The organism is Caulobacter sp. AP07 (assembly GCF_000281955.1).
Lineage (GTDB): Bacteria > Pseudomonadota > Alphaproteobacteria > Caulobacterales > Caulobacteraceae > Caulobacter.
Genome location: NZ_AKKF01000033.1, coordinates 17785 through 30641, shown reverse-complemented (window position 1 = coordinate 30641; position 12857 = coordinate 17785). Strand labels below are relative to the sequence as shown.

Below are 12857 nucleotides of genomic sequence, written 5' to 3'. Positions count from 1 at the left end.
CTCGATCTTCGCCCGCCGCGCTTCGCGCGCCCGCCACAGCGCCAAGCGAGGTCGGCCGCCCGACTGGCGGGTCTGGCGCTGAAGCAGAAAGGCCTGCTCGAGCAGCGGGTCCTTGAACACCAGATAGACGCCGGCGGCGACCCGAAAGGCCTCGCAGCCCAGGCGCCCTTCCAGAAGCGTCTTCAGCTCGGTGTCGGCATAGAACTTCTGGAACGTGCCGCGCCGTGTCACCAGCCCGTCGGCCAGGGGGCGCCCGCGATCCCATTGGGCGTTGCTGGCGGTGATGACGGCGACGGCCAGGCAGCCGAGCGCCAGAGCGAAGGCCGCGTCCAGGACCTCAAGCCGTTCTTCAGGGCGTTCGATGACGTTGAGGACAAAGCCGAGATTGACCACGTCGACGGGGCCGCGCGGCGTGTCTGGCGCGTAGTAGGGATCCCAGCCCGAGGCGGTTACGCCAGCCTGGCGCAGACCTTCGACATCGGCGCCGCGTCCGCAGCCGTAGTCGAGGACGCTCACCCCCGGCGCGATGACACCGTGGCGCAGCAGCGCCTGGATGGGCGCGGAGAACCCGTCGCGGGCGATCGCCGCCAGATGGCGGCGCACGGCGGGGGCGGGCCCTGACTTGTCGTCGATCAACTGGTGGTCGACAACCCTGACCCCGGCGGCGGTCAGCCGCGCGTCCCAGACCCGGCGCGTGCCGATGAACCGCGACGCCCGCAGCAGGCCCCGGTCCTCAAGCGCGCGCGTCAGGTCGCCATAGCGGATGCGGCGGGGATCATCACGCCGCAGGAGGAGCTCTTTGCGGTGCAGGACTGGCGGATTGGCCCGCGTTCGATAGCTTCGGCGGGTCGCCGCGCCAGCCTCCAGATCGATCGTCAGGCTTTCGAGCAGGGCGGGGAAGGGGTGCTCGAAATCTTCATAGGTGAGAAGCGACACCCGCCGTTCGCCGCGCCGCAGCTTGGCCACCGACCAAGCGTTGGTCTGGGCGATGTCCTCGGCCAGGGCAAGCTCATCGCGCAGGGGCGCCTCGAGCTCGTCGCGCGCGGTGCGGTGAATGTAGAGCGTCTGGCCGATGCGCTTGCCTTGGAGGTGGACCATGGAGACTCCCGCGTCGTCGATCGCCTCGAATCTGTGTGGACAGGCTAGGGCCAGGACCCGAGGCCGACGACCCTCACGCCAAGAGGGGCGACGCCGGGCTTGAACAATCCTTCGGCTCACGCTCTGCTGGCCGCGCGAACCCGCGCGCTGCCAGGCGGGGCGTTCAGCCGTCTGCATCGCGAGACTTCCCATGGCCCGCCGCCCTGCGCCGCCCCCTGCCGTTCCCGCGCCGCCGCAGGCCGCGCCGACGAACCACGACCTGGCCGTCTACGACCAGAACTCCCAGACCTTGAGGTCGCTCAACCAGCTCTTCTGGCAGATCCCGGTGATCTCGATGTCGCTGACGGGCGGCCTGTGGTTCGGCGTCGCCAAGGCCGAGACCTCGCCTTGGTTTCAGCTGGGACTTCTGGGCCTGGCGTTCGCGGGCAATGTTGTCTTGGTCTTCATCCTGCATCGTCTGCGCTACATCACGGACGAATACCTTTCTTGGCTCGAACGGTTCGATGCGTCCGGTTTTGTCGCAGCGCCGGGCAAGAGTTGGCATGACAAGCCCTATCTCGTTCGGACCTTGCTCCAGATCATGTTCAGCCTCGCCGCCGCCTTCAGCTTCGCGATGATGATCCCCAGCGCCCTGGACGCGGCCAAGCCGTTCACCGCCAAGGCTCGCACGCTGGCGTTCTATGATCGCGGCGCCGAGGACTTGGTCGACCGCTACGAGGCCTTGGACTTCGGGCAGGCCCATCCCTACCTGGCCGCAAAGCTGAGCGGTGCGACGCCGTTGAACGTGCTCGATGTCGGTGCCGGCAGCGGTCGCGATGCGGCCGCCATGGTCGGCCTTGGTCACTACGTCTGGGCCACCGAGCCTTCCGACCGCATGCGCGGCCTGGGGCGCACCCTGCACGGCGCCGACAAGATCCAGTGGCTGGACACCTCCATGCCCAGGCTGCAAGCGCCCGCACTTGCGGGCCGCCGTTTCGACTTAATCGTGCTCAGCGCGGTGTGGATGCATGTGCCGCCCCGCCAGCGGCGCGAGGCGTTGGAGCGTCTGAGCGAGCTGCTGGCGCCGGGCGGGGAGATCTATCTCACCTTGCGTCTGGGGCCGGGCGACATGGATCGGGTCATGTATCCGGTAAGCGGCGAAGAGTTGGGTCGCCTCGCACCGCTGGCGGGCCTGGAGTATCGCGCCCTGGGCGACAAGCCGGACCTGCTGGGCCGCAAGGACATCTCCTGGCGCACTGTGCTGCTGACCAAGCCGGCTCCGCTTGCGCACTGAGGTCGCCGCGACCGCCGTGGCGGCGCGCCGCTCAAGATGACCGAGCTCAACAGGTCCGCGTCGTCCTGTTCGAAGCGCGCCGCTTCTCGACCTACGGGACGGTGAGCGGTTCCGTCCAGCCGGCTCTTTCAGAACCCGCGCCCTTACAGCGGCGACGCCCCTTCGACGCTCGCCTGTCCCGATGAGCGCCCCGTCGAAGAAAAACGCCAAGAGCGCTGCAATAAACGCCGATCTCACGTTACATAGAGGGTGCGATCACCTTCTTCTCGTAAGGTGACGTATCACATCCGAAGCGGCGGGTCCGACCCTTAGGCGGCCTCGCCAAATGCGAAGGACGACCTAGATGAATAAGAACGTGACCCAAGCGGTCGCGCGTTTGCAAACGCGCCTGGCCAAAACGACAAACGCTTATCGGGCCGAAGTGCTCGAAGAAGCCCTCAACCGCCTCGTCAGCCGTCCCCACAGGTTGGGCTCTCCCCAGGATCTGATCGAGGCGGCGACCGCCTTCGCTCGGGTCAAGCTCAGCCGCCGTCAGAAAATTCTCCAACGCTTCGGCATTCGCGACGGCGCCAGTCTCGCGGAGGCCAAGGGTGATCAACTCGGGGCCACCTATGTCGAAGCCGCTGACCTGGTTGCGAAATTACCGCCCGCCAAAACGCGAGTCTTGGTGCTCGCCTGGGCCAACAACGACGACGCCTGCGCCGTCGCGCGTGAGATGGGCAAGTCGGTCGACTATGTCCGCCAATCGCTCAGCCGCGCGCGCGCCAGCGCCCGGGCGCTGCGTGACCAGGCCGCCTAGACCCGCTCCCCGACCGTCGCCGACCTAGGGCGCGGGCCTTCGTCCGCGTCCTAGGCCTTCAAGATCGGATGCTCCCGCCGGGTCGGATCCTCGACCGACCCAGCCAAACAGAGAGACCTTCGTCATGACGAACGAGACGCCCAACACCAATTCCTATCCCGAAGCGCCGCTGACACAGCCGCATCAAGCCCTGGAAAGTTCGCGCGACGCGGGTTTCGACCTGAGCGCCGCCGTCGGCGAACTCTTCGACAATTCCTACGAGGCCGGGGCCAGCAACATTCGCATGGTGATGCCCAAGACCAGCGACGGCTCGGTCACCGACATGGCGGTGGGCGACGACGGGGCCGGGATCTCCCCTGAGATCCTGGCCAGCGTCCTGTCGTTGGGCTATTCCAGCCGCTACAACAGCCGCAGCAGCCTTGGCCGGTTCGGCATGGGCCTGAAGCTGGCCTCGTTGAGCCAGGCGCAGCGCGTCGAAATCTACACCTTGCCGCGCGGCGATGACCGCATCTTCCGAACCTATCTCGATCTTCAGGACGTTCGCGACGGCGTCCAGAATGTCCTGGTTGTCGAGCAGGTCAGCGGTTGGCCGGAAGACTTCGAGCATCTGATGTTCGACCCGGAACGGAAGGAGCCCTTCGCTTCTGGAACCCTCGTGGTCTGGAGAAAGGTCGACCGGCTGGTTCACGGCGGGCGGTTTGGCACGGCGGTCCAGGAGCGAATTCAGGACCTCAAGAAGTTTCTGGCCCGCGCCTATCGCAAGTTTATCGATTCTGGTCTGCGCATCGAGTTCGACGGCACGGAAATCACCCTGCACGACCCATTGTTCCGGATGGAGAATGAGCGGGTGACCAAGAAGTTTGGCGATCTGCGCTCTGAGATCGTCGACGAAGGCACCTTCACCATCGACTACCACGAAGTGCGCTGGACGGTGGCCTTGCTGCCCAAGAAGTTCCGCGAAAAGAGCGGGGCGGGCGGCCGCGCGACCAAGGGGCGGGAGGATTTCGCCGAGCTTTATATTCCCGAGAACGAAAGCAAGGTCAGCATTCTCCGCAACGGTCGCGAGATCTACTACGACCTAGTACCCAAGCTTTATCCCGGCGGCAAGGAGTTCCTGGACCGCTATATTGGCGTCCAGATCGAGTTTCCTGCGGCGTTGGACGAGTACTTCCAAGTCCGCAACGTCAAGCGCGGAGCCGAGCCGGTCCGAAAACTACGCGAAGAGCTGAAGAACGCCCTTAAAAAGCCGATCCTCGACGCCCGTAAGGACATCCGCACCTATTGGAAGGAGGTCGAGCAGGAAGAGCGCTCGACGACCGGCGACGGTCACAACACCACCCACGGCGCCGTCGATGACTTCGACCAGACGGCCCCAGGGGGGCGGGCCAACGCCAACGCGTCGGAAGAGGACATCGAGGCGGCGATCGATGACGTCATCGAGACGATGGGGCTCGATCCCGAAGACCCCGAGGCCATCGACAAGGCTCAGTGGGTGCGCGAGAGCTTCGACAAGCGCTCGGTGACCTTGGTGGACGGGCAATGGCCTGGAAAGAGCTTGATGCAAATCAAGCACCTGACCGGAAAAGCTATCGTCACCATCAACCACAAGCACCCCTTCGTCGCGGAGGTGCTTGATCCGCTGAAGGCGCTGGCCGATCTGGCTCCCGATGAGTTGGACGTCGAGGAGGTGTCGCTGCGGATCAAGCGCGCGTGCGCGGGCATCGAACTGCTGCTCACGGCCTACGCCAAGGCCGAGAACATGCACGCCGATCCAGACGACGCCTACGAGGATCTACGCGAGTTTTGGGGCACGTTCACGGCCGGGCTAATTCGTGAGGATCTCAAGCGGAACGTTTAAGGTTCGGCGTCCCGTAGCCGCTCTTGAGCCTCCTGCCTCCGTCGCCGTACCGGTGACGGAGGATACGGAGCGATGGACAAGCTTCACCTCGGAAGGCCAAACAAGTAATGGTGGGCGCATCGGTGTCGTTCCACCAGACTGATTTGCGGCGATCAAGCTCGACCGGGTTGTCCGCGACGCTATGATCGGCGCATGAGCAGTATTTTCTGGTCCTGGCAAAGCGACCTCGACGCCCGCGTGACGCGCGACGTCGTGCGCGACGCTCTGGCCCTGGCGATCGACGCGTTGCACGTGCAGATCGAGGAGCGCCACGAGCTGACGTCCGACACCAAGGGCGTTCCCGGCTCGCCGGACATCGTCGCCACCATCCTGGCCAAGATCGACGCGGCGGCGGTTTTCGTCGGCGACGTGACCCCCATCGCCGTCAGTTCGACGGGCAAGGCCCTGGCCAACCCCAATGTCCTGATCGAGCTCGGCTACGCCAAGAAGGCGCTCACCCTCAGCCGCATCATCCTGGTCTGGAACACCGCGTTCGACGGCGCCAGGCCCGAGGCCCTGCCGTTCGACCTCCGCGGGCGGCGCGCGCCGATCGGTTTCCACCTGCCCACGGGCGCGACCAAGGCCGAGCTGGCCGCGGCGCGCGAGGGGCTCAAGTCTATCTTCGTCGAGGCCTTGGGGGCGTCGCTGGCGACCGTGACGCCGGTCCCGCCAGCGCCCGCGCTCGAATGGCGGGCCGCGACGCCGCAGACGCCGGCCCTCTGGTTCGAACCGTCGGCGGAATTGCCGATCAACGAGGACGGCGTCGCCGGAAGGAAGTCGTTCGCGCCGGGCCGTCACTTCTATGCCCGGATCCTGCCGGCGGCGTGGTCGCCGCCGTCTGATTTCGGGATAGGCGGCCACGCGCCGCTATTGCATTGGCCGGGCGGCTTCAGCTGGGGAACCACTCGGGGCGGCTTCCTCACCTACAGCGGCAGCCTGCGCTCGGGGGCCCAGACGCCCCTGGAGCGCATGACCATGCAGTTTCGCGCCACCGGCGAAGTCTGGGCGGTCGACAGGCTCCTCGGCGACAACGCCACGGAAGGCCGCTTCTACGCCGACGACGTCATCGCCACCTGGGATGGGTTCCTGACGACGGCCTTGGCCTATCTGCGCGAGCAGGGCGCGCGAGGCCCCTTCAAGGTCAAGCTCGGGGCGACGCGGCTCGAGGGCTTGGTCTGGACGTCGCAAACGGGCTGGGGCGGCCGCCCCCAAGCCCTGGAAGACAGGGTCGAGGCGTCGTTCTCACTCGCGGGCGAGGACGAGGGCGAACGCCTGGCGGCGCTGGAAGGGGCCTCGGGCGAGGTCGCCGCCGCCTTCGGCCTGCCCGCGCCGGACAGGCCGACCCTGCTCAAACAGATCAGTGGTCGGTGACGACCGGCGGGCGGCCGAGAGGGTGACCCGCGATGCGTGCGGGGCGATCGAAAGATCAACTTTTGGGTGACGGACCGGCAAAAGGGACTAAGCTTGGCCGCGATATGACGGGGGGCTAATTTGATCGCAGCAGAGTCCGCGCCCAGCAGCGCGAACGGCTTTCGTCTCGTCGGCGCCGAATTGATGCGACGGACAAAGCGCCCCAGCCGCGAGTTCGTGTACTGGATGTATTTTATCGCCTGCGTGTTCGGCCTGGGCGGGCTGGGCGTCTGGGTGGAGCTGATCCAGACCAATGGGCTGCCGCCCGCGGCGCGGGACTGGAACAACACCTACACCTCGCTGGTGACCTTCTTTCCCGCGCTGATCGCATCGTCCTGCGTTCAGATGGTCTTCGAAGTGAAGAGCAAGCGGATGCACGCCTTCTCGATCGTGCTGATCCTCCTGGCCCTCGTCGTTGGCCTGATGCTCATCTCCCACGCGCGGCCGGCGTCAGCCTTCGCCTGGACGGCCGCCGTGGCCGCCAGTCTTGGGTCGCTGTGGATCTGGTGGATCGCCAACGCCGACAATCCCTCGCTGCATGACGAGGCCAGTCCCGAGGCCGCCGTCGGCGGGGCCCTGGACGCGCCGCTCGCCACCGGCTCCGCCAACATCAAACTCAAGGTCTGAGGCGCGCGATGTATCCTGTTAAGGTCAAAGCGCTCCGGGTCGAACAGCCGCTGGGCGTCTACTACGTGGCGATCATCCCGGCCCATGTCCTGATGGACGTCACGTTCAGCGACCGCATGCGCGCCAGCATCGATGACGACGACGGCTACGACGTCGACGGCACCCAGCGCGGCAAGAAGGGCGGCCGGCCCGTCGAGATCGCCGAATATATCGACCGCGACGACTCCGCGTTCCCCAACTCGATCATCCTGGCGGCCAATTTCGCGCAGGACACCGGCCTGATCAGCACCGAGGACCCGGACGACGACGGCGAAAGCGCGGTCGCCTGGCAGGTGGTGGAGCTGGCCGACGGCTGCCTGGAGCTGACCATCCCCACCAACGCCAAGCTGGCGGCGATCATCGACGGCCAGCATCGGCTGGACGGGTTCCAGCATGTGCGCAAGCCCGATCGCCTGAACACCGAAATGATCTGCTCGGTGTTCATGGACCTGCCAAAGCCCTACCAAGCCCAGCTGTTCGCGACGATCAACTCCACCCAGAAACAGGTCGACAAGAGCCTCACCTACGAGCTGTTCGGCTACAACATCTCCGACGAGCCCCCGGAACGCTGGACCCCCGACAAGCTGGCGGTGTTCCTCACCCGGCGTCTGAACACGCGCGAGGAGTCCCCGCTGATGGGGCACATCCTGGTGGCGCCCAAGCGCGACCGGGCGCTGTTGGCGCTGAACGAGTCCCAGGTCTGGCACATCTCCACCGCGACGATCGTCGAGGGGATCATGCGGTTGTTCTCGGCCAATCCGCGGCGCGACACCAGCACCATGCTGTCGTCGGCTTCCAAGCTGCGCAAGGTCCTGGAAGCCTCGCGAGACAAGACGCCGTTGCGCCGCCTCTATATCGAGGGCAACGACGCGCTGCTCTACGCCATCGTGCTCAACTATTTGAAGGTCTGCGACCGTCTGCTTTGGAAGCCGGCCAAGCCCGGGTCGTTCATCATCAAGACGGTGGGCGTCCAGGCGCTGTTCGACATTCTGCGCCATGACGCCCCCAACTTCATGCGGGAGGGCGACGCCAGCGAAGCCTATTTCGAAACCCTGTTGCGCCCGGCGGCGGCCATCGATTTTTCGGCGGTCGAGTTCCAGAACGCCTCGGGCTCGGGTCGGTCTATGATCCGGCGGAGCCTGCAACAGGCGATCGACAGCGGGCGGTGACGCGGCCGGGGCGATGACGACCAACACCACGACCGTTCTATCACCCCTGGAGGCGGCGCACCGCCTGGGCGTCACGCCGGCGCTGATCTTCGCCTATATGCAGCATGCGCCCAAGCAGGCGCTGGGCGACGACCGCCGCCTGGCCTTCATCGACCAGGGCGGACAGCTGCGGATCGCGAGCGAGGAGCTCGAGGCCTTCGACCGCTTCTTGCATGAGCCCTGGGCCCGGTCGCCGCGGCCCCGCCCCGCGATCCCGGACTACGTCAGGGTCAATCTGAAGATCGAGGCGGGGGGACGCTGCGCGCGATGCGGCGACGGCCAGGCGCTCGAGGACGCCCATATCGACGACTTCGCCGTCAGCCTGTCGCACCACCACCATAACCTGCTGCGCCTCTGCAAGAAGTGTCACAGCGGCTACGACAGCGGCCTGCTCGACCGGTCGGAGATGCGCGCCCTGAAGGACGGCCTGATCGCCAAGATGCGGGCCAGCCTCGCTGCGCCGGCCATGCCGGAGGCGTCGACCTTCGGGCCGCCCGACGGCGCGGCCAAACTCCATGGTCGCGCGCAAGACGTGGCGGCGATCGTTCAATTGCTCGACATCCATGGCGCGGTCCTGGTCACCGGGGTCGGCGGCGTGGGCAAGACCCAGGCGTTGCTCGCCGCGCTCAAGGCGCGGAGAAACACGCGGCCGGTGCTGTGGCTCGGCGTCGAGCAGCACCGCTCAACAGACGAGATCAGGAGCGCCCTGGACGCCATGGTCCTGGCCCTGGGCGGAACGACCGGCGAGACGATCAGCACGCTCCTCAACCGGACCCGCGCCTGTCTCGTCCTGGACGGCGTGGAGCAGCTGAGCGACCTGGACGGCGTGGGCGACCTGATCGGCGCGCTGGTGGCGGTCAATCTCGGGGGGCAGGTCATCGTCACCTCCCAGTCGACGCTGCCCGGCGTCCCGTTCGACGCCGAGCACGGGCTGAAGGGGCTCGACGGCGCGGCCGCGCGGGCGGTGCTGGGGGATTTCGCGCGCGGCCGTCTGGAGGCCGACGGACCCGCCGTCCAAAGGCTGCTCGATCTCGCGGACGGCCACCCGCTGACCCTGAAGATCATGGGCGCCCTGGCGGCGCACTTCGAAGACGCCGGCCTGGTCGTCGAACGGATCGAGACGAACGGCGCGGCCACCCTGGCGGTGCCGGGGCGTTCGAAGCCGCATCGGTCGACATCGCTCGGCGCGTGCCTGGCCGTCGCCCTGGCCGCGCTGTCGGCCGATGAACGCAAGCTCCTCTGGATCGCCGCGCAATGTCCGGCTCCGTTCTACAACATGATGCTTCGTGACGCGCCCGTCGGCGTCGATGATCTCGACGCGGCGATCGCCGGGCTGCAGGGCTGGAGCCTCATCGACATCCTTCGTTCTGGCGATCTGGTGCGGATCTCGACGGTGTCGCCCGTGCGGCTGTTCGCGCGCGCGGAGATCCCTCTCGAGCTCGAGCTCGTCAACGGCTTCGCCTTGGCCGTCGCGGTCTATGTCGCCGGCGCCAATGTCAATGTCCTGCGCAATGGCGACCCGGAAGGCGGGATGTCGTTGATCGGCGGCGCGCTGCCCAACGCCCTGTCGGCGATCCAGCTTTGCCAAGATCACCTTGAGCAAAGTCCAACGCTCAGCCGCCCGATCGTCAGCCTGGCCGGCAGCTTGATGATGTTCTTCTTCTCGAGCGGACGGTTCGAGGAGGGCAAGGCCGTCATGCGGGCCGCCAGCCTCAGCGCCGCCCGCGCCGGCGACCTTAAGCGCGCGGTCCAGATGCTGACCCAGTTCTACACCTTGGCGGAGCGCTCGGGCGACGCCGACGGCCGGGCCTGGGCCCTGGCGGAAGCCGAACGGTTGGCGAAGGGTCTGGACGGCGAAGCCTTGGGCCATGTCCGCATGATGCAGGCCGCCGTCGCCGAGCGCGCGGGCGACTACGGGCGAGCCGCCGCCCTCGCCAAAGAGGCGGAAGGCCGCTTCGCCTCGACCCCAGGCGGCGAACACTACGCCGCCATGGCCATGCTCCAACAGGGACGGGCGCTGGAGTCCGGCGGCGACCCCGCGGCGGCGCTCGAGGCCTTGCAACGCGCCCTGGTCTTGGTGGTCGGCGACCAAGACCCGATCAACACCGGTTCGATCCAGCACCACATCGGAAACTGTCAGGCCGAGCTCGGCAAGGCGCAGGAGGCCGCCAACGCCTATGTCGCGGCCGCGGAGGCCTTCCATCGGCTCGAGGCCGACGAGTTTCGCAGCAACGCCCTGGGCGAACTGGGCCTGCTGCTGATCGAGGCGCCCGAGGTGCGAGCGACCGTTGCGGCGCTGTCGCCGGACGTCGTCCGCGGCGGCTTCGAGGACGTGATCGGCGGCCTGGCCGAACGCGTCGCCAATCCCAGGCGCGGGCACGACAACATTCGCGTGCGTCTGCGCAAGTTCGTCGGCCTGATCGTCGTCGCCGAGGCGGGCGACCAACTCGACGACATCGAAAATGTGGGCGAGCATCTCGCCGAAGCCATCTGCATGCCCATGCTCGAACAGTGCGCGGCGCAAGGCCGTCAGGTTCCGTTCGAACTTATGATGGCCAGCTGCCTGGCCGACTTTTGCGTGAGCCTGGGCCCGGCCGCTGACGGCGAAGGCGCGGCGGCGCCGACCCCCAAGGAGCTCGCGCAGATGTGCGTTTGGGCCAGCAGGGTCGGCATGGGCGCCGGCTGCGAGGACCGCCTGATCTCCTGGCTGCCTGACTATTTCGAACGGCGTCGGGGTCTGAAGATCTCCGCCGACGACATCGCGGACCTGCTGGCCAGGGCGGACGGCCGGGCAAGAAGAGGATGACGATGAATGGAGGCGGGTCCGACGGGCGTCATGGCGGCGGCGCGTCCAGGAAGACCGCGATGACTGAGGGGGGAGCATGGCGAGCATAAGCCAGGTGATCGACGCATTCGAGCTTTTCCACCAAAGCCTGCGTCGGCCCGAATTTCGAAAATCGTTTCGTTTCGATCACTGGTCGGAGCGCCAGCTGCTGCCGCTCGTGCGCGCCTTCCTGCTCGGCTATTTCGGCCCTCGCGCCGAGCCCGAGCGGATGACCGTCCTGCCCGGGAAACTGACCGGGCAGGGGCGCGTCGACTTCATCGTCTACGATGTCGCCGTCGAGTTGGCGGTGCGGCGGCCCTGGTGTCCGAAGGCCGAGCTTCTTCCGGAGAAGAACGCCGATGAGGTTCGCAAGCTCTTGAAATACAACGGTCTTGGCGTCCTTGTTCTCCTGGACTACTCCAAGACCCCGCTGAGCAGGGCGGAGTTGGAGGGCTATCGCGTCCTCCCGACGCTGGGCCAAGGCAACCATGCAAAATCCGGCTTCAGCCTGGCCTATTTCGCTCTTTCAGAAGAGCCTGTCCGGCTGAACATCAGAGCCTAGCCGCTCTGGAGCCAACGGCGTCGTGATCGCAACCGGCGCCGGCGAGACGGGCGGGCGCAAGCCAATCGGGGGACTATGATGGCGCAGCTTGAAGGCGGTGAGCGGGCGAGTTTCCCCTCCTGGAGCAGCTACTGGGCCTTCGAGCGATCGATAAGGCGCGAGGCGCGCTACGTCCGCACTCCGGAGGTCGAGGCTTTCCTGGCGTCCGTCCTGGCCACGGCCGACCGGCGGGAGACGACGCTCAAGGCGGGGGCGGGCCTTTGGCGCGCGCAACTTGGTCATGACTGGCGCGAGGTCGAGGTCTTCGGCGGCGGGACAGAATCCCTTCCAGAGCCCTATCGGCCGGAGCGTATGAAGCCCTTGGTCGGGCGCGCGCCGGACGGACGCGCCAACTCCAAAGGCATCCCCAGTCTTTATCTGGCGACGACGGACGAGACGGCGATGTCGGAGGCGCGGCCGTGGCTGGCCGCCTCGCTCACCCTGGCCAAGTTCGAGGTGGTCCGGCCGCTGAAGCTGGTCGATTGTTCGCGCCATGCGCGCAAGCTGCCGATCTATTTTGAAGAGCCGCCGGCGTCGGAACGTGAAGAGTCCGTCTGGACGTGGATCGATCGGGCCTTCTCCGAACCGATGACCCGCGGCGATGATGTGGCCGAGTATGCACCCACCCAGGTGCTCGCCGAACTCTTCAAGCAAGCCGGCTATGACGGCGTAGCCTATAAGAGCGCCTTTGGCGCGGAGAAGGGCTTCAACATCGCGCTCTTCGACCTGGCCGCCGCGCGCGTGCGCTCGCTGCAGGTGAAGACCGTCAAGGCGGTACGCTTCGAGTTCGCTGAAGAAGGCGAGGCGCGGCGGCCGACGGTCGAGCCGCTGGGACCGGGCGCCTAGCGTGAGCGGCGCCTGGCCCCGGCGTTGACGGTGACAAGCTGGTGTAGCTTGATTTGAGCCTATCTCGGTGTCCACCAGACTGGCAGCAGGTCATTCAACCAAGCATTCCTCGCAAGCTAAGGATTCATGATTTCGCCCTGGGTTGAGCCTGCTGCGCCTTGCCCATCTGTTTCATCAGCCAGGCCGGTGAAGCCTCGGCCCGTTTTGCGAGGCGCGCACGTCAACGCCGAAGAGC

At 66.6% G+C, this 12857-nt stretch carries 10 protein-coding genes; 9 read left to right on the top strand and 1 reads right to left on the bottom strand.

Going from position 1 to position 12857, the window contains the following annotated elements:
• Positions 1-1275 (bottom strand): DNA phosphorothioation-associated putative methyltransferase (locus PMI01_RS03075; protein ID WP_162136380.1); only part of this gene is annotated, 1275 nt, incomplete at its 3' end.
• 13 nt (positions 1276-1288) lie between these two features.
• On the opposite strand from PMI01_RS03075, the gene PMI01_RS25965 reads away from it, so the two are divergent.
• The 9 genes from PMI01_RS25965 (at position 1289) to PMI01_RS03030 (ending at position 12622) form a co-directional block, all read left to right on the top strand.
• Positions 1289-2371: a class I SAM-dependent methyltransferase gene (locus PMI01_RS25965; RefSeq protein WP_007662839.1), complete on the top strand. Its 1083-nt coding sequence runs from the start codon at positions 1289-1291 to the stop codon at positions 2369-2371.
• Positions 2372-2714: 343 nt separating this feature from the next.
• On the top strand, positions 2715-3170 hold the full coding sequence (locus PMI01_RS03065; protein ID WP_007662837.1) for a hypothetical protein: 456 nt from the start codon (positions 2715-2717) through the stop codon (positions 3168-3170).
• 124 nt (positions 3171-3294) lie between these two features.
• Positions 3295-5028, top strand: a complete 1734-nt coding sequence (locus tag PMI01_RS03060) for an ATP-binding protein (protein ID WP_007662835.1) — start codon at positions 3295-3297, stop codon at positions 5026-5028.
• A 192-nt stretch (positions 5029-5220) separates the two neighbouring features.
• Positions 5221-6438, top strand: a complete 1218-nt coding sequence (locus PMI01_RS03055) for a hypothetical protein (protein ID WP_007662833.1) — start codon at positions 5221-5223, stop codon at positions 6436-6438.
• A gap of 183 nt (positions 6439-6621) precedes the next feature.
• Positions 6622-7104 (top strand): hypothetical protein, encoded by a 483-nt coding sequence (locus PMI01_RS03050; RefSeq protein WP_007662830.1) that lies wholly within the window; start codon positions 6622-6624, stop codon positions 7102-7104.
• Between the two features lie 8 nt (positions 7105-7112).
• A complete protein-coding gene (locus PMI01_RS03045; protein WP_007662828.1) occupies positions 7113-8312 on the top strand; it encodes a DNA phosphorothioation-associated DGQHR protein 1 in 1200 nt (399 codons plus the stop codon).
• A gap of 13 nt (positions 8313-8325) precedes the next feature.
• A complete protein-coding gene (locus PMI01_RS03040; RefSeq protein ID WP_007662826.1) occupies positions 8326-11157 on the top strand; it encodes an HNH endonuclease in 2832 nt (943 codons plus the stop codon).
• A 76-nt stretch (positions 11158-11233) separates the two neighbouring features.
• A complete protein-coding gene (locus tag PMI01_RS03035; protein WP_007662824.1) occupies positions 11234-11737 on the top strand; it encodes a hypothetical protein in 504 nt (167 codons plus the stop codon).
• A gap of 78 nt (positions 11738-11815) precedes the next feature.
• Positions 11816-12622: an RES family NAD+ phosphorylase gene (locus tag PMI01_RS03030; protein ID WP_007662822.1), complete on the top strand. Its 807-nt coding sequence runs from the start codon at positions 11816-11818 to the stop codon at positions 12620-12622.
• The last annotated feature ends 235 nt before the right edge of the window (positions 12623-12857 follow it).

What these genes read in the sequence shown, in the direction of transcription:
- PMI01_RS03060 (WP_007662835.1), top strand. Translation starts at nt 3,295, where the DNA reads ATGACGAACGAGACGCCCAACACCAATTCCTATCCCGAAGCGCCGCTG.
- PMI01_RS03065 (WP_007662837.1), top strand. Translation starts at nt 2,715, where the DNA reads ATGAATAAGAACGTGACCCAAGCGGTCGCGCGTTTGCAAACGCGCCTG.
- PMI01_RS03040 (WP_007662826.1), top strand. Translation starts at nt 8,326, where the DNA reads ATGACGACCAACACCACGACCGTTCTATCACCCCTGGAGGCGGCGCAC.
- PMI01_RS03030 (WP_007662822.1), top strand. Translation starts at nt 11,816, where the DNA reads ATGGCGCAGCTTGAAGGCGGTGAGCGGGCGAGTTTCCCCTCCTGGAGC.
- PMI01_RS03035 (WP_007662824.1), top strand. Translation starts at nt 11,234, where the DNA reads ATGGCGAGCATAAGCCAGGTGATCGACGCATTCGAGCTTTTCCACCAA.
- PMI01_RS03055 (WP_007662833.1), top strand. Translation starts at nt 5,221, where the DNA reads ATGAGCAGTATTTTCTGGTCCTGGCAAAGCGACCTCGACGCCCGCGTG.
- PMI01_RS25965 (WP_007662839.1), top strand. Translation starts at nt 1,289, where the DNA reads ATGGCCCGCCGCCCTGCGCCGCCCCCTGCCGTTCCCGCGCCGCCGCAG.
- PMI01_RS03050 (WP_007662830.1), top strand. Translation starts at nt 6,622, where the DNA reads ATGCGACGGACAAAGCGCCCCAGCCGCGAGTTCGTGTACTGGATGTAT.
- PMI01_RS03045 (WP_007662828.1), top strand. Translation starts at nt 7,113, where the DNA reads ATGTATCCTGTTAAGGTCAAAGCGCTCCGGGTCGAACAGCCGCTGGGC.